The organism is Streptomyces liliiviolaceus, from assembly GCF_018070025.1.
GTDB lineage: Bacteria > Actinomycetota > Actinomycetes > Streptomycetales > Streptomycetaceae > Streptomyces > Streptomyces liliiviolaceus.
Window position 1 is genome coordinate 7,965,981 of the sequence record NZ_JAGPYQ010000001.1, and the last position, 23,372, is coordinate 7,989,352.

The following is a 23,372-nucleotide window of genomic DNA, read 5'->3' on the forward strand; positions in this document are numbered from 1 at the left end:
AGGTCATCGACGGAAGTCGGTGTTTCCAGAAGGTGGGCTGTTCTCGTCGGGGCGGGCGTCGTGTCCCCCTGTGGCAGGGGCGCACGCCGGACGACGTACAGCAGCGGCCTATTCTTCCACGGTGTCGGGCCTGCGCCCAAATCGGCCGTCGGGCCCGGGCTGCCAGCCCAGGATCGAGAGCATTTCGCGGTCCTTCTTGTCGAAGGCGGCGGGGTCGCAGCGCTCGATGAGGTCCGGCCTGTTGGCGGTGGTGCGCCGCAGTGCCTCGTCCCGGCGCCAGCGGGCGATCCTGCCGTGATGGCCGCTGACCAGCACGTCCGGGATCTCCCGGCCGCGCCACTGGGGCGGCTTCGTGTAGACCGGCCCCTCCAGGAGGTTCGCCATGGCTCCCGGCGCGAACGAGTCGTCCCGGTGCGACTCGGCGTTGCCGAGGACGCCGGGCAGCAGCCGGGCCACGGCCTCCGTGACGACCAGGACGGCCGCCTCGCCGCCGGCCAGCACGTAGTCGCCGATGGACACCTCGTACACGGGCATGCGGGTCGCGTACTCGTCGATGACGCGGCGGTCGATGCCCTCGTAGCGGGCGGGGGTGAAGACCAGCCAGGGGCGCTCGGAGAGCTCGACGGCGAGTTCCTGGGTGAAGGGCCGTCCGCTGGGCGTGGGGACGACCAGGACGGGCCCCTGGGAGCCAGTCTCGTAGCCGTCGGCGAGGACGGAGTCCAGTGCGTCGCCCCAGGGCCCGGTCTTCATGACCATGCCGGGGCCGCCGCCGTAGGGGGTGTCGTCGACCGTGTTGTGCCGGTCGTAGGTCCACTCCCGCAGATCATGCACGTGCACATTCAGCTGTCCACGCGCGCGTGCCTTGCCCACGAGGGAGACGTTCAGGGGGTCCAGGTACTCGGGGAAGATCGTGAGGACGTCGAGCCGCATCAGGCGTCGGCCCCACCGGAGGTGTCGGTGTCCGCGTCCCTGGAGGAGGCGGTCTCCGCGCGGTCGTCGATCAGGCCGGGCGGCGGGTCGATGACGGCTCGCTGCTTCTCCAGGTCGATCTCGACGACGATCTCCTCGACGAACGGGATCAGCACCTCGGTGCCGTCCGGCCGCTCGACCACGAAGAGGTCCTGGGAGGGCAGGTGCGAGATCTCGGTGAGCCGCCCCACCTCGGTGCCGTCCTTTAGGACGACGTCCAGGTCCATGAGCTGGTGGTCGTAGTACTCGTCCGGGTCCTCGGGCGCCTCGTCCGGGTCGACGTCGGCGATCAGCAGGGTGTTGCGCAGCGCCTCGGCGCCGTTGCGGTCGCGCACCCCCGCGAAACGCAGCAGGAGGCGGCCGCTGTGCACCCGTCCCGTCTCGATGGTCAGCGGACCGGCCGAGGCGGGGTCCGTGGCCAGGACGGCACCGGGCGCGAGCCGCAACTCCGGCTCGTCGGTGCGCACCTCGACGGTGACCTCGCCCTTGATGCCATGGGCGCGGCCCACCCGCGCGACTACCAGCTGCACTTGCTTGATCTCCTGTCGTGTGTCCACGGTTGCCCCGCGTGGACGACTACGGGCCGGGGACGGCCCTGAGGCCCTCCCCGGCCCGAGCCGGTGCTGCGAATTACGTCAGCGGACGTGATCCACGTCGACGAGGTCGACGCGGACACCGCGGCCGCCGATGGCGCCCACGACGGTACGCAGGGCGCGCGCGGTGCGGCCGTTGCGGCCGATCACCTTCCCGAGGTCGTCGGGGTGAACCCTGACCTCAAGAACGCGCCCGCGGCGCAGGTCGCGCGAGGCGACCTGCACGTCGTCCGGGTTGTCGACGATGCCCTTCACGAGGTGCTCAAGAGCCTCCTCAAGCATGCTCAGGCCTCGGTCGACGCGGACTCGGCGGCAGCCTCGTCCTTCTTCTCAGCCTTCTTCTTCTGCGTGATGGCCTCGCCCTTGCTGTCGTCGTCGCCGCCGAGGGCGTCGAACAACGGGCGCGCGGCCTTCGGCTCGGCGACGAGCAGCGGCGCCGGGGCCGGCAGGCCCTTGTGCTTCTGCCAGTCGCCGGTCAGCTTGAGAATGGCGAGCACGGGCTCGGTCGGCTGCGCGCCGACACCCAGCCAGTACTGCGCACGCTCGGAGTCGACCTCGATGCGCGACGGGTTCTGCACCGGGTGGTACAGGCCGATCTCCTCGATGGCCCTGCCGTCACGGCGGGTACGGGAGTCGGCGACGACGATGCGGTAGTGAGGCGCGCGGATCTTGCCCAGACGCTTCAGCTTGATCTTGACTGCCACGGAAGTGGTGTCTCCTGGTCTTGACGGGGTGGGCACGGCGAGATTGCCGCGTGGGGTTGCGGTACCCGAGTGCCCGATGGACGCGTCAGCCGGAGGAGAGAGGGGTCCTGTGCGGCTGCGAGTACAGCTGACCATTCTGCCACACCCCGAAGGGCGCCTCGACCGGGGCGGTCGGGGCAGCACCGGGCCGGCCCGCGGCACCGCCGGGCCCGGTGACGGGTGTCGCCGTCGAGGTGGGCCGTCGCACGAGCCGGCATCCACGAAATGCCGCCGCGCTCTCCCGCACCACCCCGGCGGGACGACTCCCCCGCCGCTGCGTCGGCCGTCCGCTCAGCCCGCTGCGGCGCCGACCACCTCCGGGATGCGGAACGGCTTCCCGCACCCTCCGCACACGATCGGCGCCTGCGCGAGGACCGACGGGACGACGCGGACGTTGCGTCCGCAGTCGCAGACCGCCTTCACGCGCACGCCCCCTCCGGAGGAGCCGTGCCGGGCGGCCGGGCCGCGGAAGCTGCGGGCCGTGTCGGCGGCGGTCGCGACCGTGTGCGCCTTGAGGGCGCGCTGCAGCCGCTCGATCGTCGGGCGGTAGCGCCGCTTCGCCTCGGGGTTGAGCGTGACCAGGGAGAAGCCGCTGCTGGGATGCGGTTCCTCGGGGTGGTCCAGTCCCAACTCCTCGGCGATCGCGAGGAATCTGCGGTTGTGGTACCGGCCGGCGCGGGAGGTGTCGCGGACACCTCGGGCGGCGGCGATGCCGTGGACTGCTTCGTGAAGCAGTCGTTCGAAGGAGAGTTCGTGTCCGCAGGCGGACGACGACTCCCCGATCAGGGACTCTGGCGCGGCAAGATCGGGCAGCTCGGGGTGGTGCCGCTGAATGTCGGCCCACGCCCCTGCCAGCTCTGCGGCGAGAACAGGTGGTGTCGTGCTCACGTAATGACAACGAGCCGAGGTGCCTCTGTGTTCCTATTCCGGGGCATCCCAAATATTTTGCACGTACCCGTCAGTTGCCGCTGATGCGTCCTGACGAGGGCGGGTGCGCTGATCTGCGGAGAAGCCTCACAGTTCACACCCAGCCGGTACGTAGTGACGTGTACGTCCGGGCCAGTAGACGCTGTCCGCGCACCGGGGCACCTGGGGTCGGCGGATGCGCAAGAGGCGTTTCGGTCCTTCTCGCGGCGGAATGCCGGGGCCCGGTCGACGCGGGCCACGACGGCGACGTTACCGGGTGCGTCATCGGCGCGGGGCACCGGCCCGTCCCCGGCCACCAGACACCGTACGGTCCCGCGCGGCGGCCGGTCGACGGGTTCGTGGACCTTGGCCGGAACCGCCTCGTCACCCCGGGGGCGGGAACCACGGCCGGCGGGGGCCGGGCAGGGCGACAGGCCCGCAACCCACCGTCATCGCCGTACGGCACGAACAGGCCACCCACCGCGCGGGCGCGTCCGCGACGGCCGGCCTCCGCCCACTGATCGGCGAGGAACGGTGGGCGCACATGTTGCCGGTATGTGAATTCTCGCGGCGCGCGCCGATGGTACGCAAACCGGGCTCCGCAACCCCTGGACGCCACGACGAGCGCGGAGTTTCCTGGCATACGGGGGGAGTGCGAGCGCACTGCACGGGGGTGTACGAACGGGGCACAAACGCAACTCTCGGCGGATTGGGGCACATTCGATGACACCTACGCTCGTGCGGCAGCACCTACCTCACTCGGGGGCTTCGCCCCAGGTTGATCAGTGGGCACGCGCGCGTGACTGGGCCGAGATTCAAGAGCGGATGCTCGTACCGCTCTACGAGGCCGTCTACGAGCGACTCGAAGTGGGCTCCTCGACCAGGCTGTTGGGGCTCGGCTGCGGGTCCGGCCTGGCGCTGCTGATGGCCGCGGCGCGGGGCGCGTCGGTCACCGGTCTGCAGGCCCACGCGCCGGAGCGGCTGGCTCTCGCGCGGGAGCGGCTGCTCCCCGAGGCACGGGGCACGCGTGCGCGTGCCGGCGCGCGGCTGACGGACAAGGAGCCCGCGGACATCGACGACGCGGCGTCGGCGGCGTACAACCTGGTGACCGCTTTCGAGCCGGTCGGGTGTGTGGCCGGTGACTCCGAAGGGCTCACCGAGGCACTGACGGCGGCGGGTCCGCACGTCGGCCGAGGGGTTCCCGTGGTGCTCGCGGGCTGGGGGCCTCCGGAGCGGTGTGCCACGTCCTCGGTGCTGCGGGTGGCCGCGAAGCTGGCGGATCCGCTGCGCGGTACGGGCAGTTGGCGCCCGGCCCTCCGGGACGACCTGGAGGAGGTCGCCCAGCGGGCCGGCCTGCGGCCCGACGGGTCCGGGCGGGTCGCGTGCCCCTTCGGGTACGCGGACGTGGACAACGCGGTACGTGGGCTGCTGTCCACGGGGCTCTTCGACGCTGCCGTCGCCGCCACGGATCCCGACCAGGTCGACAAGGAGGTGCGGGAGGCTCTGCATCCGTACAAACGGCGGGACGGGACGGTGTGGATGCCGAACGTCTTCCGCTACCTGGTGGCCCGGACGGCCTGAGACGTCTCTCGCCCCCGCCGCCCCTACCCTTCCCGTCACTGACTCAGGGGCGCTGCCCCCGAACCCCCGGTCCTCAAACGCCGGACGGGCTGAAGGATCTTGTGCGCGGGTCCGGTGGGGGCGGGCCGCGCAGTTCCCCGCGCCCCTGAGCCCTTCAGGGGCGCGGGGAACTGCGCAAATGGGGGGCGAGGGGGCGCAGCCCCCATGCAGTGACGGGAACGGGTAGGGGCGGCGGGGGCGGGAAAAGTCCTCAGCCCATGAACTTCTTGAACTCGTCGGGAAGTTCGAAGTTCTGCGGCTGCTGCTGGGCGCCCGGCAGACCCAGCGCACCCCCCGCCTGCTGCCCAGCCTCACGCCGAGCCGCAGCCTCTTCCTCCTGCTGCTTGCGCTTCATCGGGTTCCCGGAGCGCTGCTTGCCCTTGCTCTTCTTGGGCTGCTTCTTCGTCCGGCCGGCCCCGCCGCCCATGCCCGGCATCCCGGGCATCCCCGGCATGCCACCGCCCTGGGCCATGCGGGACATCATCTTGCGGGCCTCGAAGAACCGCTCGACCAGGCCCTTGACCGCGCTGACCTCGACACCGGAACCCTTGGCGATACGGGCGCGCCGCGAGCCGTTGATGATCGTCGCGTCCTGGCGCTCGGCCGGGGTCATCGACTTGATGATCGCGGCCGTACGGTCGACGTCACGCTCGTCGAGGTTGCTGATCTGGTCCTTGATCTGGCCCATGCCGGGCAGCATGCCGAGCAGCTTGGAGATGGAGCCCATCTTCCTGACCTGCTCCATCTGGGCCAGGAAGTCGTCGAGCGTGAAGTCCGCGCCCTTCTTGGAGGCCAGCTTCGAGGCCATGGCCTCGGCCTCCTGCTGCGAGAAGGTCTGCTCGGCCTTCTCGATCAGCGTGAGCATGTCGCCCATGCCGAGGATGCGGGACGCCATGCGGTCCGGGTGGAACGCGTCGAAGTCGTCCAGCTTCTCGCCGTTGGAGGCGAACATGATCTGGCGGCCGGTGACGTGCGCGATGGAGAGCGCGGCACCACCACGGGCGTCGCCGTCGAGCTTGGAGAGGACCACGCCGTCGAAGCCGACACCGTCGCGGAAGGCCTCCGCGGTGTTGACCGCGTCCTGGCCGACCATCGCGTCGACGACGAAGAGGATCTCGTCCGGCGAGACCGCGTCACGGATGTCGGCGGCCTGCTGCATCAGCTCGGCGTCGATGCCGAGGCGGCCCGCGGTGTCGACGATGACGACGTCGTGCTGCTTCTGCTTCGCGTACTCGACGGAGTCCTTGGCCACCTGGACCGGGTCGCCGACGCCGTTGCCCGGCTGGGGCGCGTAGACGCCGACGCCCGCGCGCTCGCCGACGACGCTCAGCTGGTTCACCGCGTTCGGACGCTGGAGGTCGCACGCGACCAGCAGCGGAGCGTGTCCCTGGCCCTGCAGCCACTTGCCGAGCTTTCCGGCGAGCGTGGTCTTACCGGCACCCTGCAGACCCGCGAGCATGATCACGGTCGGCGGCTGCTTGGCGAAGCGCAGCCGGCGGGTCTCGCCGCCGAGGATGCCGACGAGCTCCTCGTTGACGATCTTGATGACCTGCTGGGCGGGGTTGAGGGCCTGCGAGACCTCGGCCCCGACGGCCCTCTCCTTGACCTGCTTGATGAAGGCCCGGACGACCGGCAGCGCGACATCCGCCTCCAGCAGGGCGATACGGATCTCGCGCGCGGTGGCGTCGATGTCCGCCTCGGACAGGCGCCCCTTGCCGCGAAGGTTCTTGAATGTCGCTGCGAGGCGATCGGAGAGAGTGTCGAACACGGCGGTCGCGAATCCTCAAGTAGGGGGCAGGGGGGCAGGTCCGCCCTCCAGAGTATCTGCCCGCGCCAGAAAGGGTCTCCACCCCGTCGTCACGGGCTTCGGCCGCGCACCGGGGCGCCCCGTGAGGGGCGCGTCCGGCCACAGCGGACCCGCGGACAGAGAACGGCCCGGTCCCCGTGGGACATCTACTCCCGCAACGTGTCCTCCAGCGCCCGCGCGAGCGAAGCCGCCTGATCCCCCGGCAACGGCACCCCCTCGGGCCCGGTCACATAGAACGCGTCCACCGCGTTGGCGCCCAGCGTGGACACATGCGCGCTGCGCACCCGTACCTGCGCGCTCTCCAGGGCACGTCCGATCCGGTGCAGCAGCCCCGGGGCGTCATGGGCACGCACCTCGATGACCGTGGCGTGCCGGGACGCGGCGGAGGCCACGCTCACCCGGGCCGGCGGCGCCACGATGCCCCGCCGGCGCGGATAGGCGGCGTCCCGCTCGGCCAGGCGCCCGGCGATGTCGAGGGACCCGTCGAGGGCGCGTACGAGATCGGCGCGCAGCCGGGCCGCCTGCGGCAGGGACCCGTACTCGGCGGCGACCCGCCAGTCGAGCAGCAGGACGGAGCCGGAGACGCCGTCGGGCAGCTCCAGGGCCCGCAGTTCCGCCGTCCGCACGGTGAGCCGGTGCATGGCGAGGACGCCCGCCACGGCGGGCAGGACGCCCTTCTGGTCCGGTACCGCGATGACCAGTTCCACACCGAGGGGCTCGGGATCCCGGTCCTCGGCGGGCTCCTCGGCAGGTGGTTCGGTCTGGGCCCGCAGCGCGAGCACGGGACCGCCGGTGCGGAACGCCTCGATGGCGAGCCGTTCCTGTTCGGCGGTGGGCGCCGCGGCCTCGGGCTCCTCGGGCTCGTCCCCGGCGAGCGCGGCGGAGACCCGCTTCACCAGGTCCGCGACGAGGGAGGCGCGCCAGGAGGACCAGGCGGCGGGTCCTGTGGCCAGCGCGTCCGCCTCGGTGAGCGCGTGCAGGAGTTCCAGCGTGCCCTGCGAGCCGACGGCCTCGGCGACGGAGCTGACGGTCGCCGGGTCCTCCAGGTCGCGTCTGGTAGCCGTCTCGACGAGGAGCAGATGGTGGCGTACGAGCGTGGCGAGCGTGGCCACGTCCGTGCGGTCGAAGCCGATGCGGGCCGCCACGTCCCGGGCGATGATCTCGCCGGCCACGGAGTGGTCGCCGGGCCAGCCCTTGCCGATGTCGTGCAGCAGGGCCGCGACCAGGAGGAGGTCGGGGCGGTGCACCCGGCGGGTGAACTCGGCGGCGCGCACCGCCGTCTCGATCAGATGCCGGTCGACGGTCCAGATGTGGACAGCGTTGCGCTGCGGCCGGCAGCGCACGCGCTCCCAGTCGGGGAGCAGCCGGGTGATCAGTCCCTCCGCCTCCAGTGCCTCCCAGACCTCGATGGTCGAGGGGCCGGAGCCGAGGAGGGTGATGAGCTGCTGGCGGGCCTCGGCGGGCCACGGTGTGGGCAGCGGACGGGCCGCGGCGGCCATCCGGCGGACCGCGTGCAGCGAGAGCGGCAGGCCCGCCTGAGCGGCAGCGGCGGCGGCGCGCAGCGGCAGTACGGGGTCGCGGTCGGGGCGGGCTGCCCGCGCGAGGACGACCTCGCCGTCCTGCTCGACGACGCCCTCGGCCAGCGGGGAGCGTTCGGGAGCGGGCTTGCCGCCGCCCAGCATGGCGCGCAGCCGCGGACGCACGGCGCGCGACCGCAGCACGCGCCCCACCTCGCGCCAGGTGACATCACTGGCGTACGAGACGACGCGGGCGGCCTCGTACACCTGGCGGAGCAGGGTGTCGGCGTCCAGCAGGCCGAGTTCCGCGGCGACCTGGTCCTGTTCCTGGAGGGCGAGGCGGTCGGTGGCACGGCCGGTGGCGAGGTGCAGGGCGTCTCGGACGTCGAGGAGGCTCTTGCGGGCGTCGGCGAGGCCCTCGCGCGGGGCGTCGGCGAGCCAGGAGGCGGCGACGGCGCGCAGTGCGGTGGCGTCGCGCAGGCCGCCGCGGGCCTCCTTGAGGTCGGGTTCGAGGAGGTACTGCAGTTCGCCCTGGCGCTCGGCGCGCTCGGCGCACAGTTCCTGGAGTTCGGGGAGGCGTTTGGGCGCTTGGTTCCGCCAGTCGGCGAGGACGGCCGTACGCAGGCCGGCCGTGAGGCCGAGGTCGCCGGCGATGTGGCGGGCGTCGAGCAGCCCGAGCTGCACCTTGAGGTCCTCGCCCGCCGTCCTCCGCGCTTCGGCGGGGGTGCGGACGGAGTGGTCGAGGTCGAGGCCGAGGTCCCAGATCGGGTACCAGATGCGGTCGGCGAGGGAGGCGATCGCGCCCGAGTCGGCGCCGCCGTCGTGCAGGAGCAGCAGGTCGAGGTCGCTGCGCGGGGAGAGTTCGCCGCGGCCGTAGCCGCCGACGGCGACGAGCGAGACGCCGCGCAGTTTCTCGGCGCCCGCGTCGAACAGGCCGGTGAGCCAGTCGTCGGTCAGTTCGGCGAGGGCCGAACGGCGCGGCGGCCCGGACCGCGCCCCCTCCTGGAGGAGGCGCAGCCGGGCCGCCGCGTAGCCGCTGGGTCCCGAGTCCTCTGCTTCTGTACGCATGTCCGTACTCGTCACCCAGTGGCTCCTGTTCGTCTGCTGACTACAGCGCGTCGGGTCCGCGCTCGCCGGTCCGGACCCGGACCGCCGTCTCGACCGGGACGGACCAGACCTTGCCGTCCCCGATCTTGCCGGTACGGGCCGCCTTCACGATGACGTCGAGCAGCTGCTCGGCGTCGTCGTCCTCGACCAGCACCTCGATACGGATCTTGGGAACGAGGTCGACGGTGTACTCGGCACCGCGGTAGACCTCGGTGTGGCCCCGCTGACGACCGTAACCGCTCGCCTCGGTGACCGTGAGGCCGTGGACGCCGAAGGCCTGGAGGGCCTCCTTGATCTCGTCGAGCCGGTGGGGCTTGACGACGGCGGTGATGAGCTTCATGCGTCCACCTTCTTGCTCGCGGGTTCGGCGACCGGACCCGCGGCCGCGGTACGTGCGGAGCCGCCGCCGGCACCGCTGAAGTCGTATGCGGTCTCGGCGTGCTCGGCCTGGTCGATGCCCGCGATCTCGTCGTCCTCGGGAACGCGCATCCCGATCGTCTTGTCGATCAGGAAGGCGAGTACCGCGGAGGCCACGAGGGAGTAGGCGAGGACACCGAAGACACCGGCGCACTGCTTCCAGAACTGGTCGAGGCCACCGCCGTAGAAGAGGCCCGCGACGTCGGACTGGCCGCCGCCGGTGGCGAAGAAGCCGATCAGCAGGGAGCCGGCGACACCGCCGACGAGGTGGACGCCGACGACGTCGAGCGAGTCGTCGTAGCCGAACTTGTACTTGAGGCCGACGGCCATGGCGCAGAGCACACCGGCGATGGCACCGACCGCGATCGCGCCGAGCGGGGAGATCGCACCGCCGGACGGGGTGATCGCGACCAGACCGGCGACCGCGCCGGAGGCGGCGCCGAGGGTGGTGAACGCGCCGTGGCGGATCTTCTCGTAGGCGAGCCAGGCGAGCATGGCAGCGGCGGTGGCGACCTGCGTGTTGACGAACATCAGCGCGCCGACGCCGTCGTCGTTGCCGAGCCAGGAGCCGGCGTTGAAGCCGAACCAGCCGAACCACAGCAGACCGGCGCCGAGCATCACCAGCGGGAGGCTGTGCGGGCGCATCGGGTCCTTCTTGAACCCGACGCGCTTGCCGATCACGAGGATCACACCGAGCGCCGCGGCACCCGCGTTGATGTGGACCGCCGTACCACCGGCGAAGTCGATGACGCCGAGCTCGAAGGCCCAGCCGCCGGTGCCCCAGACCCAGTGGGCGACCGGGAAGTACACGACCGTGGCCCACAGGGCGATGAACAGGGACCAGGCGGTGAACTTCACGCGGTCCGCGAGGGCGCCGCTTATCAGGGCGGGCGTGATGATCGCGAACATCAGCTGGAAGACGGCGAAGACGTAGATCGGGATGGTGTAACCGTCCCAGAGCTCCATCTTCCCGATGCCGCTGAGGCCGACGAAGTCCGAGGACCAGCCGATGACGCTGCCCGAGTCGGTACCGAAGGCGAGCGAGAAGCCGTAGAGGACCCACAGGATCGTGATGATCCCCATGCTGATGAAGCTCATCATCAGCATGTTCAAGGTGCTCTTGACCCTGACCATGCCTCCGTAGAAGAAGGCGAGTCCGGGAGTCATGATCAGCACCAGGGCGGAACAGATGAGCATGAATCCGGTGTTGGCGGCAGACAGCGTGGGAGCGTCTGCGGCAAGCGTGATGGCTGGTGCCATCGGCGTCTCCTCGTCGTTGGTACGGCCCCGTGCGGGCGAAGCCATGAGCGGTTGTGAGGGGTGGGCCGGTTATGTGCCAGAGATTGGCGCAGCGCCGTTTCGACCGGAGCCCCTGCATGTTTCGCCCGGGTGACGAAGAGAACGTGCGTGTTACGCGTCGATGAACCGCCGGATTGCGGCGGTCCCGATCGTTATCGTGGCGCAACCTTCGGCGGACGTGACCTCAGCCGTCACCGGTCGCGGCCTCAGCCATCAATCAAGCACCCCTCCCGGCCACCTGCCACTCGGGCGGGAGCGGGCGCCCTGCGCGGCCGCACAAGCCGGACCGGCCGCGGCCTCCGTCCGATGACCTGGCATGGGGGAGCCGAGTCGGGCTGTTATGGACGGTGGTCGCGGCCGGCGTACTGGGGGTCAGACCGCCTCGGCGGTCTCGGGCAGGTCGATGGCCAGCTGATCGGTCAGATCGATGACGGCGGCGAGGTCCCCGAAGTCGCGTACGGCCGTGTCGACCGTTTTTCGGATACGAGTGTTGACCCGCTCCGAGCGCACCTTCTTGGCGATCGTGAGGGCTTTGCGCACCAGGACCGTGCTCTGCTCCGGTTCCCGCCGCAGGAGGTGGACCGTGCCCATTCCGACGAGGTTGAGGGCGTATGAACGCTGGTGTTCGGCGTCCTTCTCGAAGAGGTCGACGGCCTTCTGCATGACGGGCTCGGCCAGCGACGCGTACGCGGGACTGCGGCCGGCGACGTAGGCGAGGTCGCGGAAGGAGTGGCTGTTCTCGCCGTGCAGCTCGGCCTCGGAGAAGAAGCGGATCCAGTCGGCCTCGGGCTCGTCGAACTCCTGGGCGTCCTCGAAGGTGTCCTCCGCCATTCGGACGGCCCGCTTGCACTTCCCGGGCTGCCCCATGTTGGCGTAGGCGCGGGCCTCCATCGCATACAGCATGGACTGCGTACGAGGACTCGCGCAGTCCCGGCTTCCGTACTGCGCGAGGTGGATCAGTTCCAGCGCGTCGTCGGGCCGTCCCAGGTGGATCATCTGGCGGCTCATGCTGGAGAGAATGTACGAGCCGAGCGGCCGGTCGGCGGCCTCCTTGGCGGCGTGCAGGGCGAGGACGAAGTACTTCTGGGCGGTGGGCTGGAGTCCCACGTCGTAGCTCATCCAGCCGGCCAGCTCGGCCAGTTCGGCGGCGACCTTGAACAGCCGCCTGGTGGTGGCCTCGGACTGGGGCTCCTGGAGGAGGTCGGTCACCTCGTGCAACTGACCGACGACCGCCTTGCGGCGCAGACCGCCGCCGCACTGGGCGTCCCACTGGCGGAACATGACGGTGGTGGACTCCAGGAGGTCCAGCTCGGGCTGGGAGAGCCGGCCGGGGCGGCGCGCGGCGGCGGAGGGGGCGGGCTCCGCGCGGGGCGTGGTGGGGCTGGGCACCAGCCAGCGCTGCATGGGCTCGATGAGCGTGGGTCCCGCGGACAGGGCGAGGGACGTGCCGAGGAAGCCGCGGCGCGCCAGCATCAGGTCGCTGCGGGAGAACTCGCTGATCAGGGCTACCGTCTGCGGGCCGGTCCAGGGCAGATCGACGCCCGACACGGACGGTGACCGGTGGGCGGCGCGCAGGCCCAGGTCCTCGACGGCGACGACGCAGCCGAAGCGCTCGGAGAACAGCTCGGAGAGGATGCGCGGGATCGGCTCGCGCGGATTCTCCCCGTCGAGCCAGCGGCGGACGCGCGAGGTGTCCGTCGAGATGTGGTTGGCTCCCAACTGGCGTGCCCTGCGGTTGACCTGGCGCGCCAGCTCGCCCTTGGACCAGCCGCTGCGCACGAACCAGGAGCCCAACAGCTCATTGGGGCGTTTCTCCGTGCCAGTCGCGGTCGTCCCGCTTCCGCCGTTGCCGCCCACTGGAACGCCCCCATCCCTGAACCCACTTGCGCGCTGTATGCGCCAAGCCCTACCAGAATGCCGGTAAACAGGGCCGCCCGTCCGGCTGTTCTCACCCATCGAACGGAAAGCCGAGTTGCCTCCGGCATACCCACGAGTGCATGCGTCCCCAGGACCTGTGCACTCACAGTAATCCTACGATCACCGCTCCAGCCATGGCGATCCCGGAAACGCCACCATTCGCCACCCCTTCGAATGAACTCGCGGTGGCCGCCACGCGATTCACTTGACACATGACGGCCGGAAGTGGGCGCAACGATGCTCACCGGGGCGCGCGAAGCCGTGCGCACCACCCGCGACACAACCGGGCGCCGCATTCGAACCGCGTGCGGAGGGGAACTCAGAGTACGGACGACAACTGAGAGTCACGACTCGATTCCGTGACGTAACCACGGACACGCTGGACCCGTTGGAGGGGGCATGGGTTTCACGATCGGCGGCATCCGCGAAATTCGGTCCGGCTCGCGTCGCCGCGGCCGCTCCTCGGAGTGCACGGCCGTGGCCGAGTTCACCGGACTGTGGGGCTGGGACGTGGTGCCCGGCGCCCGGACGGCCGCGGGCGCCTGCTCGTGCGGCCTCGCGGACTGCTCCCGGCGCGGCGCGCACCCCCTGGACTTCGCGCCCGTCGTCCCGGCGCGGGCCACACTGGACGAGGTGACGGAGGCCTGGGGCGAGTTCCCCGGGGCCGCGGTGATGCTCCCCGTGGGCCGCGCCTTCGACATCATCGAGGTCGCCGAGTCCGCGGGCCGCCGGGCGCTGGTCCGGCTCGAACGGATGGGTCTTCCGCTGGGCCCCGTGACCGTCACCCCCGAGGGCCGCGCCCACTTCTTCGTCGCACCCGGCGCCGCGGCCGAACTGCCCCAGCTGCTCTACCGCATGGGCTGGGACGACGCCACGCTCGACCTGCACGGCCTGGGGGCAGGTACGTACATCACGGCGCCGCCCTCCGACCGCGGCGGCCTCGGCCCGGTGCGCTGGCTCCGCTCCCCCGCGCTCGACTCGGCGACGAAGCCACCGGCCGCGCGCCTGCTGCTGGGAACGCTGGCGTACGTGGCACACCGCTCCCGCGCATAGAACCGGACCGCAAAAACCGGACCACACAGACCAGGCCGCACAGGCCGGGCCGCACGACCTCGGCCGTACAGAGCTGTCGGCACAGGCTTCCTCGACAGAGGCCTGCCGATACGGAAGGGCCCCACTCCATCTGCACCATGGAGCGGGGCCCTTCATCACGCGCGTACGGGCGGTACGCGTTCTCACTCTCCGATAAGGGCATCCACGAACGCTTCCGGCTCGAACGGGGCCAGGTCGTCCGCGCCCTCGCCCAGACCGATGAGCTTGACGGGGACGCCCAGCTCGCGCTGGACGGCGATGACGATGCCGCCCTTGGCCGTGCCGTCGAGCTTGGTCAGGACGATGCCGGTGATGTTGACGACCTCGGCGAAGACGCGGGCCTGCACCAAACCGTTCTGACCGGTGGTGGCGTCCAGGACGAGCAGCACCTCGTCGAGCGGGGCGTGCTTCTCGACGACGCGCTTGACCTTGCCGAGCTCGTCCATCAGGCCGGTCTTGGTGTGCAGCCGGCCGGCCGTGTCGATCAGTACGACGTCGGCACCCTCCTGGATGCCCTCCTTGACCGCGTCGAAGGCGATCGAGGCGGGGTCACCGCCCTCGGGACCGCGTACGGTACGGGCGCCGACGCGCTCGCCCCAGGTCTGCAGCTGGTCGGCGGCGGCGGCCCGGAAGGTGTCGGCCGCGCCGAGCAGCACGTGCTTGCCGTCGGCGACCAGCACGCGCGCGAGCTTGCCGGTGGTGGTGGTCTTGCCGGTGCCGTTGACCCCGACGACCATCACGATGCCGGGCGTGTCCAGCGGCGACTCGGTGTGCACCGTGCGGTCGAAGTCGGGCACCAGCAGCGTGAGCAGTTCCTCGCGCAGCAGGCCGCGCAGCTCCTCGGGCGTGCGGGTGCCGAGCACCTTCACGCGCTCGCGCAGCCGCTCGACCAGCTCCTGGGTGGGCTGCACGCCGACGTCGGCGGTGAGCAGCGTGTCCTCGATCTCCTCCCAGGTGTCGTCGTCGAGGTGCTCGCGCGCGAGGAGCGTGAGGAGCCCCTTGCCGAGCGCGTTCTGCGAGCGGGAGAGCCGGGCGCGCAGCCGCACCAGGCGACCCGCGGTCGGCTCCGGGACCTCTACCTCGACCTCGGCAGGGGCGGTCGCCGAGGCGTCCGGAAGATCCACCTCCTCTATCGTGCGGCGCGGTTCGTCGCGCGGCGTCTCGGCCTCGTCGCCGACGTGCGGCTCGGCCGGCGGTGCCGTGATGTCGGGGGCGGCGGGGGGCGGCGGGGGCAGCTGTTTGCGCCGGCGGCTGCCGACGATCAGGCCGCCGAGCGCGCCGATCACGACCACGGCGATGACTACAGCAAGGATGACGATTTCCATAACGGCACCAGTATGCGCGACCGCCCCCTCCGGCCCTCCGTCCCTCGCCCCCGCCGCCCCTACCCGTTCCCGTCACGTACTCGGGGGCGCTGCCCCCGAACCCCCGGTCCTCAAACGCCGGACGGGCTGGAGGTGTCGCCGGTCCGGCGGACACCTCCAGCCCGTCCGGCGTTTGAGGACAAAGGGGGGCGAGGGGGCGCAGCCCCCATGTGTGGACGGGACCGGGTAGGGGCGGCGGGGGCGAGAACCCTGGCCACCTGACGACCCGTCAGCTACCGTCACCCCCACCGAAGCCACCGGCACCCCACCCGCTCGGCGAAGGGGGACACTCCCATGCCCGTAACGGTCGTACGTTTCAACCTCGTCGAACCCGCCGCCACACCCCCCTCCCTCAGCGCCCGCTACAAGGCCGCACTGGAGATGGCCGCCTACGCCGACGACCGCGGCATGACCACGGTCCAGACCGAGGAACACCACGGCGCGGCCAACAACTGGCTGCCCTCCCCGTTCACCTTCGCGGGCGCGGTCTTCGGCGCGACCAGGAAGATCGCGGTCACGGTCTCCGCGATCATCGGCCCGCTGCACGACCCACTGCGCCTGGCCGAGGACATCGCCGTGCTCGACCTCCTCAGCGGCGGCCGCCTGGTCACGGTCGCCGGCATCGGCTACCGGCCCGAGGAGTACGCGCAGTTCGACGTGGACTACAAGCGCCGCGGCGCCCTCCAGGACGAGCTCCTGGAGACCCTGCTGAAGGCGTGGACCGGCGAGGACTTCGAGTACCGCGGCCGTACCGTACGGGTCACTCCGCGGCCCTTCTCGGAACCGCACCCCCTGCTGCTGGTGGGCGGCTCCTCGAAGGCCGCGGCCCGGCGCGCGGCCCGGCTCGGTCTGCCGTTCTTCCCGAGCGCGCATCTGCCGGACATCGAGGCGTACTACAAGGAGCGGCTCGTCGAGTACGGGACCGAGGGCTGGACCATGATGCCCGCGGCGGTGACCCCGCTGCTGCACCTCGCCGAGGACCCGGACCGCGCCTGGGCCGAGCACGGCGAGCACTTCCTGCACGAGGCCAGGACGTACGCCTCCTGGCAGTCCTCGGACATCCGCTCGGCGGTGAAGTCGGCGGCCACGACGATGGAGGAGCTGCGCGCCGAGGGCGTCTACCGGATCGTGACGCCGGAGGAGTGTCTGGCGCTGGGCCTCGACAGCTACGTACTGCATCCGCTGTCCGGCGGGATGTCCGTCGACGAGGGGTGGCGCAGCATGCACCTGTTCTGCGAGAACGTGCTGCCCCGGCTCAAGGCCCTGTAGGCCCGGGAACCGGGGCGGCACGCCCTCTTACGAGTACGGGGAGAAGGACAGCGGGGACTTGGCCCCTCCCCCCGAGTTCATGCGCCAGGGACGGCGGACGAGCGCTAGCCCATCTCCTCCAGCGTCTTGCCCTTCGTCTCCTTGACGAACTTGAGGACGAAGGGGATGGAGAGCGCGGCGAAGACCGTGTAGATCACGTAGGTCGCGGAGAGGTTCCAGTCGGCCAGTGACGGGAAGCTCGCGGTGATGGCCCAGTTGGCGATCCACTGCGCGGCGGCGGCGACGCCGAGGGCCGCGGCGCGGAGCTTGTTGGGGAACATCTCGCCGAGGAAGACCCACACCACGACACCCCAGGAGAGGGCGAAGAAGAGGACGAAGACGTGGGCGGCGATCAGCGCGACCCAGCCCTGGGTGGCGGGGAGCTTGCCGTCGACGAGGTCGTAGGAGAACGCCCAGGCCTCCAGGCCGAGGCCGATGACCATGCCCACCGAGCCGATGAGGGCGAGGGGGCGGCGGCCGATCCGGTCGACGAAGATCATGGCGATGACGGTGCCGATGATGTTGATGATCGACGTGGTGAACGAGTAGAGGAACGAGTCCGTCGGGTCGACGCCCACCGACTGCCACAGCGTGGAGGAGTAGTAGAACGCCACGTTGATGCCGACGAACTGCTGGAACACCGACAGGCCGATACCGATCCACACGATCGGCTTGAAGAAGAAGGTGCCGCCCAGGAGGTCCTTGAAGGTCGACTTGTGCTCGCTCTTCATCGCCTGCTCGATCTCGGTGACCCGGGCGTCCAGGTCGATGCGGTCGCCCTCGACCTCCCGCAGCACCTCACGGGCGCGCTCGTGCCGCCCCGCGGAGATCAGGAAGCGCGGCGACTCGGGGATCGCGAAGGACAGCAGCCCGTACAGGACGGCCGGGATCACCATCACGCCGAGCATGACCTGCCAGGCCTCCAGGCCCATGACGGTGCCGCGCTGGTCGCCGTCGGCGGCGTTGAGGATGCCCCAGTTGACGAGCTGCGAGACGGCGATGCCGATGACGATCGCGGCCTGCTGGAACGAGCCGAGCCGTCCGCGGTAGGCGGCCGGGGAGACCTCGGCGATGTAGGCCGGGCCGATGACCGAGGCCATACCGATGGCGAAACCGCCGATGACCCGCCAGAACGCCAGGTCCCACAGGGCGAAGGGCAGGGCGGAGCCCACCGCGCTGACGGTGAACAGCACCGCCGAGATCTGCATGCAGCGGATCCGGCCGATGCGGTCGGCGATCCGGCCCGCGGTCGCGGCGCCGATCGCACAGCCGATCAGGGCGATGGCGATGACCTGGGCCAGGGCCGCGGAGCCGACCTCGTACCGGTCACGGATGGCCTCGACCGCGCCGTTGATCACGGCACTGTCGTAGCCGAAGAGGAAGCCGCCCATCGCGGCCGCCGCCGCGATGAAGATGACGTGCCCGAGATGCTCGGGATGAGCCGGTCGGGCTCCGGACTGGGGTGGCTGCGCTGTGCTGGTCACGTGTAACTCCTCGGGCCACCGGCCTCACTGCCGGGGGTGGGGGCGAGCCCTTCCGGACGGTGTCTCAAGTGGCGCACACGTTTACGCCACCCACCACCTGAAGGTAAAAGCAACGAAGCAGAGACTATGCCTTCAAGTTTCGAAGTCAACAGGGGGTCTCGTGTGGAGAGAGCAACGAGAAACCACCCCACGTGACGGACTGGCGTTCAAGACTTGAAGAGATAAGGGCTGCGTAGCTTCGGATACCCCGTAAGCGGCGTGGGGAACGCCACAACCGCCGCCGGTCGTGTACGGCCGTTCCCCGGCGCCCGGCACGACCGGTACCGCCGTTCGGGCGAGGGCCAGCGCGGGTGCAGATCGGGGCGGATGCCGGCCGGGGCGCGGGTCAGCGCAGTCGCTGGCTGATGACCTTCGACACCCCGTCGCCCTGCATGGAGACGCCGTACAGCGCGTCGGCGACCTCCATCGTCCGCTTCTGGTGCGTGATCACGATCAGCTGGGAGGCCTCCTGCAGCTCCCGCATGATCCCGATCAGCCGCTGCAGGTTGGTGTCGTCGAGCGCCGCCTCGACCTCGTCCATCACGTAGAACGGGCTGGGCCGGGCCTTGAAGATCGCCACGAGCATCGCGACGGCGGTCAGCGACCGCTCACCGCCGGACAGCAGCGAGAGCCGCTTGACCTTCTTGCCGGGCGGCCGTGCCTCGACATCGACGCCCGTGGTGAGCATGTTGTCGGGATCGGTCAGGATCAGCCGTCCGTCGCCGCCCGGGAACAGCCGGCTGAAGACCCCTTCGAACTCCCGCGCCGTGTCCCGGAACGCCTCGGTGAAGACCTGCTCGACCCGCTCGTCGACCTCCTTCACCACCTGGAGAAGATCGATACGTGTCTTCTTGAGGTCCTCCAGCTGCTCGCTGAGGAACTTGTGGCGCTCCTCCAGCGCGGCGAACTCCTCCAGCGCGAGCGGATTGACCTTCCCGAGCTGCTGGTAGGCCCGCTCGGCCGCCTTGAGCCGCTTCTCCTGCTCGGACCGGTGGAAGGGGCGGGGCAGGTTCCGCGGATGCTCCGGGTCGTCCGGCAGCTCCTCGCCCTCGGCGGGCAGGGAGGGCGGGACGAGCTGGGTGGGCCCGAAGTCCGCGATCAGGCCCGCCGGTTCGACGCCCAGCTCCTCCAGCGCCTTCGCCTCCAGCTGCTCGATCCGCAGCCGTTTCTCGGCCCCGAGCACCTCACCGCGGTGCACCGAGTCCGTGAGCTTGTCCAGCTCGGCCTTGAGGTCGCGGCCCTGGTTGCGGGCGACGACGAGATCCTGCTCCCGGCGCGCCTTGGCGCCCTCCGCGGCCGTACGCTCCTCGTCCGCCCGGCCGAGGGAGACCTCGACATGCGCGAGCAGTTGCCGTGCGCCGGAGGCGACCGCCCCGGCGACCGCGGCCTCGTGCCGCAGCCGCGCCCGGCGCTGCTCCGCGCGGGCCCGCGCCTCACGTTCGGCGCGCGCGGCCCGGTCGAGCGAGTCGGCCCGCCCGGCGAGCCCCTTGACCCGCTCCTCGTGCGTACGCACCTGGAGCCGGGCCTCCATCTCGGTCTGCCGCGCGTTGGCCCCGTCGGCCGCAAGCCGGTCCCGTACGGAGGTGTCGGGCTCCTCCTCGACCGGCATCTCCTCGGCGACGACGAGCCGTTCGGCCAGCTCCTCCGCCTCCTCCACGGCCCGGTCGAGCGCGTCCTGCGCACGCGCCGCCGCGGCGGTGCTCCGCTCGGCCTCCCCCACAGCGCCCCGCGCCTGCCCGGCCAGCCGCCCGAGCTGCTGCGCGACCTGGGACCTCTCCCGCTCCCCGGCTCTCCGCCGCTCGCCCAACTCCTCGACGAGAGCGGTCCGTTCCCTGCGCAGTTCGGTGGCGCGCCGCTGGGCCGCGCCCAACTCCTCGCACAGCACGCCCAGCTCCTCCAGCTCGGCCGCCGCCTCGTCGACCGACGCCTGCACTTCGAGCAGACTGGGCGCCCCGGCGGAACCACCCTGGGCGAAGTGCGCCCCGAGCAGATCCCCCTCGGCGGTCACGGCGGTCAGCTCGGGCCGCGCGTAGACCAGGTCCTCGGCGTCCTCCAGGGTCCCCACCACGACGATCCCGCGCAGCAGCCGGCGTACGGCAGGCATGAGTTCGGCGGGCGCACGGACGAGATCGGCGGCGTACGGGGGATCCATCGCGGGCCGGGGATCTCCCGCCGCGAAGGCCGCAGCTCCCGGGGTGACCGTCGACTCCGGGATGCCCGTCGACTCCGGGTCACCCGTCGGCTCCGGGGTGTCCGCCGCCCCGGCCAGCAGCAGCGCCGCCCGGCCCGCGTCCTGTTTGCGGAGCAGGCGGATGGCCTCCGCGGCCGAGGCGGGCGTGGTCACCGCGATCGCGTCCGCCGCCGCGCCGAAGGCCGCGGCCAGCGCGACCTCGTGGCCCGGGGCGACCGTGAGCAGTTCGGCGGCGGGGCCGAGCAGGCCCGACAGCCGGTCCCGTGCCGCGAGCAGCGCCCCGGTGCCGTCCTTGCGGCGCAGACCGAGGGCGAGCGCGTCGCGGCGGGCCTGGGTGGCCGCGCGCCTGCGTTCGGCGGAGGTGGCCGACTCGCGGGCCGCGGTCAGCGCGGACTCCGCGTCGGCGAGGGCCTTCCTGGCCGCCTCGTGCTGTGCGCCGAGTTCCTCGTCGCCCGCGTCGAGCCCGTCGACCTCCGCCTTGAGCTGCTCGTACTCCTCCTGGGCGGCGACCGCGCGGTCCTGCGCCTCGTCGCGGGCGGCGGCCAGCCGGTCGATCTCGGACTGGGCGGAGGCGGCCCGCGAACGGGCCGCGTTGACCTGGCCGTTCAGCCGGGCCAGCCCCTCGCGGCGGTCGGCGATGGCCCGGGCCACGTCCTTGAGCCGCCGCTCCTCCAACGCCAGTTCGCGCTCCAGGTCGGCCCGGTGGGCGACCGTGTCCTCAAGGGCGTGCTCGGCGGCCTCCAGGGCCGCTTCGAGCTCGGCCTCCTGCTCCCGTACCCGCGCGGCCTCGCGCTCCATGTCCTCGGGGTCGCGTCCGCGCCGCTCCTCCGCCGGCTGGGCGGTGGCGCTCTTCACCCGGGCGTCCGCCAGCGAGACCGTGCCGCGCACCCGCTCGGCCAGCTGCGACAGCTCGTACCAGGTCTGCTGGGCCCGCTGCAGCCGCGGGGCGAGCCGCCGCACCTCGTCCTCCAGCGTCGCCTCCCGCTGGAGGGCCTTGCGCAGTTCGGCCTCGGCGGCCTCCTTGCGCTCCTTGAGCGCGGCCTCGTCGGCGACCTCGGCCTGGAGCGCCCCCCGCAGCCGTACGAGATCGTCGGCGAGCAGCCTCAGCCGGGCGTCGCGGAGGTCGGCCTGGATGACGGCGGCCCGGCGGGCGACGGCGGCCTGCCGGCCGAGCGGCTTCAGCTGCCGCCGGAGCTCGTCCGTGAGGTCCTGCACGCGCGCGAGGTTGGCCTGCATCGCGTCCAGCTTCCGCAGCGCCTTCTCCTTGCGCTTGCGGTGCTTGAGGACGCCCGCGGCCTCCTCGATGAAGGCGCGGCGGCCCATCGGATCGGCGTGCAGGACGGAGTCGAGCTGGCCCTGTCCGACGATGACGTGCATCTCGCGGCCGATGCCGGAGTCGGACAACAGCTCCTGGATGTCCAGCAACCGGCAGGTGTCGCCGTTGATCTGGTACTCGCTGCCGCCGTTGCGGAACATGATCCGCGTGATGGTGACCTCGGCGTACTCGATGGGCAGCGCGCCGTCGGAGTTGTCGATCGTCAGCGAGACCTCGGCGCGGCCCAGCGGGGGCCGCCCGGTGGTGCCGGCGAAGATGACGTCCTCCATCTTGCCGCCGCGCAGCGACTTGGCGCCCTGCTCCCCCATGACCCAGCTGAGGGCGTCCACCACATTGGACTTGCCGGAGCCGTTGGGCCCCACGACGCAGGTGATACCCGGCTCGAACCGCAGCGTGGTGGCCGAGGCGAACGATTTGAACCCGCGGAGGGTCAGAGCCTTGAGGTGCACGCAGCCGGACTTTACCTTCCAGGTCGGTCGAACTGGTCGGTCTCACTCCACGAACGCTCGGTTTCACCCATGAACGTGCAGGGCACACCAGACGTTAAAGAGGGTGAACAGCGAGCGATCAGCGATGGAGTACCCGGGGGAAAGAAAGAAGGGACGCCGAAGCGTCCCTTGCAACTCTGTTAGCGGCTGACACAGTCAGCCTGTTCACTGGTGGTGGTGAGGGTGCTCTTCAGCGATCAGGTGAGCGCAGGCTCCGCCTGGGGTACGTCGATGCTTTCGAGAAGCGAGTCGTGAGAAGCGGCAGCCGCGAGCGCGTCGTTCTCGGCCTGGATTCGTCCGAGCTCGGATTCCAGGTCCTGGACGCGCTGCTGGAGCCGTCGCATCTCGGCAATGAGTCGCGGGTCGGAGCCGCCGACGTAACCGAGAAGCGCCTTTGCCATGATGGATGGTCCTCCACACTGAGTGACCGACCGAAGCGGTGTGGGTCGTGAGGGAATCGCACCCGCGATGCTTGGCGATCTTGTGTTCTTGCTGCCGCTCTTACATGCCAAACAGCTAAGGTGCGCGGGGACTTTCAGCGTCTCACCAAAAAGTTTGACGGTCAACACGATCACGCCCCGTATTGGTGGGCAACCCTCGGCGCGCGGCCCGGGAGCGGGCGGCGCGGCCTCTGCGTCGGGGCCCTTGGGGCGTGGAGATCATCCTTGTCGGCGGAGCCTGCCACGAGTGGTGCTTTCTTGGCAACCACCTGGGGCTTTCTCCCCGGAGCAGGTACCCGGCGCACGCCCCGCGCTCACGTCGAAGGGGGGCGCGACCGCCGCCGCGGAGTGGATCTCACCGGATGGCGAAGCCGTCGTAGCCGCCACGGGGCGTGTCCCAGATCTCAGTGACTCCGTCGACCCTGCCCGGCGTGTCGTCTCCCGTGAGCCACTCCAGCAACCCTTGACACCCCTCACGGGGGCCCTCCGCGACCACCTGGACCCGTCCGTCCTCCAAATTGAGAGCAAAGCCACTCAGGCCGCCGATCTCCAGGGCCCTGGCCCGCGTGTACCAGCGGAAACCCACGCCTTGCACGCGCCCGCGTACCCACGCAACCAGCCTCGTATGCTCACTCATGGCTGCACGCTAACCGGCCAATTGCTCTCGGAGCACTTCCTCCCCTTGCGCCATGGGGTACCGTCCCGACCCAATGAGCCTCACTCGTTCGGGTGAGG

General features: G+C 71.1%; 18 protein-coding genes. 3 read left to right on the forward strand and 15 right to left on the reverse strand.

Annotated elements, in window-relative coordinates:
- Positions 1–108: 108 nt before the first annotated feature.
- From trmD to J8N05_RS33775, 5 genes are all read right to left on the reverse strand, one after another.
- Entirely contained in the window at positions 109–930 is an 822-nt protein-coding gene (gene trmD / locus J8N05_RS33755; protein ID WP_210889491.1) for a tRNA (guanosine(37)-N1)-methyltransferase TrmD, read from the reverse strand.
- On the reverse strand, positions 930–1,499 hold the full coding sequence (gene rimM, locus J8N05_RS33760; RefSeq protein WP_210889493.1) for a ribosome maturation factor RimM: 570 nt from the start codon (positions 1,497–1,499) through the stop codon (positions 930–932). The genes trmD and rimM overlap by 1 nt, the downstream gene beginning before the upstream one ends.
- A 105-nt stretch (positions 1,500–1,604) precedes the next feature.
- Positions 1,605–1,844 carry an RNA-binding protein gene (locus J8N05_RS33765; protein WP_005479813.1) on the reverse strand — a complete coding sequence of 80 codons (240 nt, stop codon included), beginning with the start codon at positions 1,842–1,844 and terminating at the stop codon, positions 1,605–1,607.
- 2 nt (positions 1,845–1,846) lie between these two features.
- Positions 1,847–2,266, reverse strand: a complete 420-nt coding sequence (gene rpsP / locus J8N05_RS33770) for a 30S ribosomal protein S16 (RefSeq protein ID WP_107021809.1) — start codon at positions 2,264–2,266, stop codon at positions 1,847–1,849.
- A gap of 330 nt (positions 2,267–2,596) precedes the next feature.
- Positions 2,597–3,193 (reverse strand): hypothetical protein, encoded by a 597-nt coding sequence (locus J8N05_RS33775; RefSeq protein ID WP_107021810.1) that lies wholly within the window; start codon positions 3,191–3,193, stop codon positions 2,597–2,599.
- Positions 3,194–3,934: 741 nt separating this feature from the next.
- Between J8N05_RS33775 and J8N05_RS33780 the strand changes: the two genes are divergently transcribed.
- Positions 3,935–4,792 (forward strand): SAM-dependent methyltransferase, encoded by an 858-nt coding sequence (locus tag J8N05_RS33780; protein WP_210889495.1) that lies wholly within the window; start codon positions 3,935–3,937, stop codon positions 4,790–4,792.
- Between the two features lie 250 nt (positions 4,793–5,042).
- Here J8N05_RS33780 and ffh read toward each other — a convergent pair whose 3' ends face one another.
- The 5 genes from ffh to nsdA all read right to left on the reverse strand — a co-directional run bounded on the left by ffh (position 5,043) and on the right by nsdA (position 12,835).
- On the reverse strand, positions 5,043–6,599 hold the full coding sequence (gene ffh, locus J8N05_RS33785; RefSeq protein ID WP_210889497.1) for a signal recognition particle protein: 1,557 nt from the start codon (positions 6,597–6,599) through the stop codon (positions 5,043–5,045).
- A 185-nt stretch (positions 6,600–6,784) separates the two neighbouring features.
- Complete coding sequence (locus tag J8N05_RS33790) at positions 6,785–9,238, reverse strand: [protein-PII] uridylyltransferase (protein ID WP_210889498.1); 2,454 nt, start codon at positions 9,236–9,238, stop codon at positions 6,785–6,787.
- Positions 9,239–9,263: 25 nt separating this feature from the next.
- Positions 9,264–9,602 carry a P-II family nitrogen regulator gene (locus J8N05_RS33795; RefSeq protein WP_055510557.1) on the reverse strand — a complete coding sequence of 113 codons (339 nt, stop codon included), beginning with the start codon at positions 9,600–9,602 and terminating at the stop codon, positions 9,264–9,266.
- Positions 9,599–10,939, reverse strand: coding sequence for an ammonium transporter (locus J8N05_RS33800; RefSeq protein WP_210889500.1), 1,341 nt, complete (start codon positions 10,937–10,939; stop codon positions 9,599–9,601). The genes J8N05_RS33795 and J8N05_RS33800 overlap by 4 nt, the downstream gene beginning before the upstream one ends.
- A 411-nt stretch (positions 10,940–11,350) precedes the next feature.
- The gene (nsdA, locus tag J8N05_RS33805) at positions 11,351–12,835 is read right to left on the reverse strand and encodes a transcriptional repressor NsdA (protein ID WP_210889502.1); all 1,485 of its coding nucleotides are present in this window, start codon (positions 12,833–12,835) and stop codon (positions 11,351–11,353) included.
- A 459-nt stretch (positions 12,836–13,294) separates the two neighbouring features.
- On the opposite strand from nsdA, the gene J8N05_RS33810 reads away from it, so the two are divergent.
- Positions 13,295–13,948 carry a bifunctional DNA primase/polymerase gene (locus tag J8N05_RS33810; protein WP_210889504.1) on the forward strand — a complete coding sequence of 218 codons (654 nt, stop codon included), beginning with the start codon at positions 13,295–13,297 and terminating at the stop codon, positions 13,946–13,948.
- Positions 13,949–14,130: 182 nt separating this feature from the next.
- Here the strand turns inward: J8N05_RS33810 and ftsY are convergent, their stop codons facing one another.
- The gene (gene ftsY, locus J8N05_RS33815; RefSeq protein ID WP_210889506.1) at positions 14,131–15,312 is read right to left on the reverse strand and encodes a signal recognition particle-docking protein FtsY; all 1,182 of its coding nucleotides are present in this window, start codon (positions 15,310–15,312) and stop codon (positions 14,131–14,133) included.
- Positions 15,313–15,645: 333 nt separating this feature from the next.
- Here ftsY and J8N05_RS33820 point away from each other — a divergent pair, with 333 nt between their 5' ends.
- On the forward strand, positions 15,646–16,620 hold the full coding sequence (locus tag J8N05_RS33820) for an LLM class flavin-dependent oxidoreductase (protein ID WP_210889508.1): 975 nt from the start codon (positions 15,646–15,648) through the stop codon (positions 16,618–16,620).
- A gap of 104 nt (positions 16,621–16,724) precedes the next feature.
- Here J8N05_RS33820 and J8N05_RS33825 read toward each other — a convergent pair whose 3' ends face one another.
- From J8N05_RS33825 to J8N05_RS33840, 4 genes are all read right to left on the reverse strand, one after another.
- Positions 16,725–18,143 carry a sugar porter family MFS transporter gene (locus tag J8N05_RS33825; RefSeq protein ID WP_210884595.1) on the reverse strand — a complete coding sequence of 473 codons (1,419 nt, stop codon included), beginning with the start codon at positions 18,141–18,143 and terminating at the stop codon, positions 16,725–16,727.
- A gap of 385 nt (positions 18,144–18,528) precedes the next feature.
- Complete coding sequence (smc, locus tag J8N05_RS33830) at positions 18,529–22,158, reverse strand: chromosome segregation protein SMC (protein ID WP_210889510.1); 3,630 nt, start codon at positions 22,156–22,158, stop codon at positions 18,529–18,531.
- Between the two features lie 236 nt (positions 22,159–22,394).
- A complete protein-coding gene (locus tag J8N05_RS33835; RefSeq protein WP_107021972.1) occupies positions 22,395–22,598 on the reverse strand; it encodes a hypothetical protein in 204 nt (67 codons plus the stop codon).
- A 394-nt stretch (positions 22,599–22,992) separates the two neighbouring features.
- Positions 22,993–23,274 (reverse strand): acylphosphatase, encoded by a 282-nt coding sequence (locus J8N05_RS33840; RefSeq protein ID WP_107021912.1) that lies wholly within the window; start codon positions 23,272–23,274, stop codon positions 22,993–22,995.
- Positions 23,275–23,372 lie beyond the last annotated feature (98 nt).

Bases quoted from the DNA above. Each gene is read 5' to 3' on its own strand.
- trmD (WP_210889491.1), bottom strand. From the start codon at position 930: ATGCGGCTCGACGTCCTCACGATCTTCCCCGAGTACCTGGACCCCCTG.
- J8N05_RS33765 (WP_005479813.1), bottom strand. From the start codon at position 1,844: ATGCTTGAGGAGGCTCTTGAGCACCTCGTGAAGGGCATCGTCGACAAC.
- J8N05_RS33780 (WP_210889495.1), top strand. From the start codon at position 3,935: ATGACACCTACGCTCGTGCGGCAGCACCTACCTCACTCGGGGGCTTCG.
- J8N05_RS33795 (WP_055510557.1), bottom strand. From the start codon at position 9,602: ATGAAGCTCATCACCGCCGTCGTCAAGCCCCACCGGCTCGACGAGATC.
- J8N05_RS33800 (WP_210889500.1), bottom strand. From the start codon at position 10,939: ATGGCACCAGCCATCACGCTTGCCGCAGACGCTCCCACGCTGTCTGCC.
- J8N05_RS33810 (WP_210889504.1), top strand. From the start codon at position 13,295: ATGGGTTTCACGATCGGCGGCATCCGCGAAATTCGGTCCGGCTCGCGT.
- ftsY (WP_210889506.1), bottom strand. From the start codon at position 15,312: ATGGAAATCGTCATCCTTGCTGTAGTCATCGCCGTGGTCGTGATCGGC.
- J8N05_RS33820 (WP_210889508.1), top strand. From the start codon at position 15,646: ATGCCCGTAACGGTCGTACGTTTCAACCTCGTCGAACCCGCCGCCACA.
- J8N05_RS33835 (WP_107021972.1), bottom strand. From the start codon at position 22,598: ATGGCAAAGGCGCTTCTCGGTTACGTCGGCGGCTCCGACCCGCGACTC.
- J8N05_RS33840 (WP_107021912.1), bottom strand. From the start codon at position 23,274: ATGAGTGAGCATACGAGGCTGGTTGCGTGGGTACGCGGGCGCGTGCAA.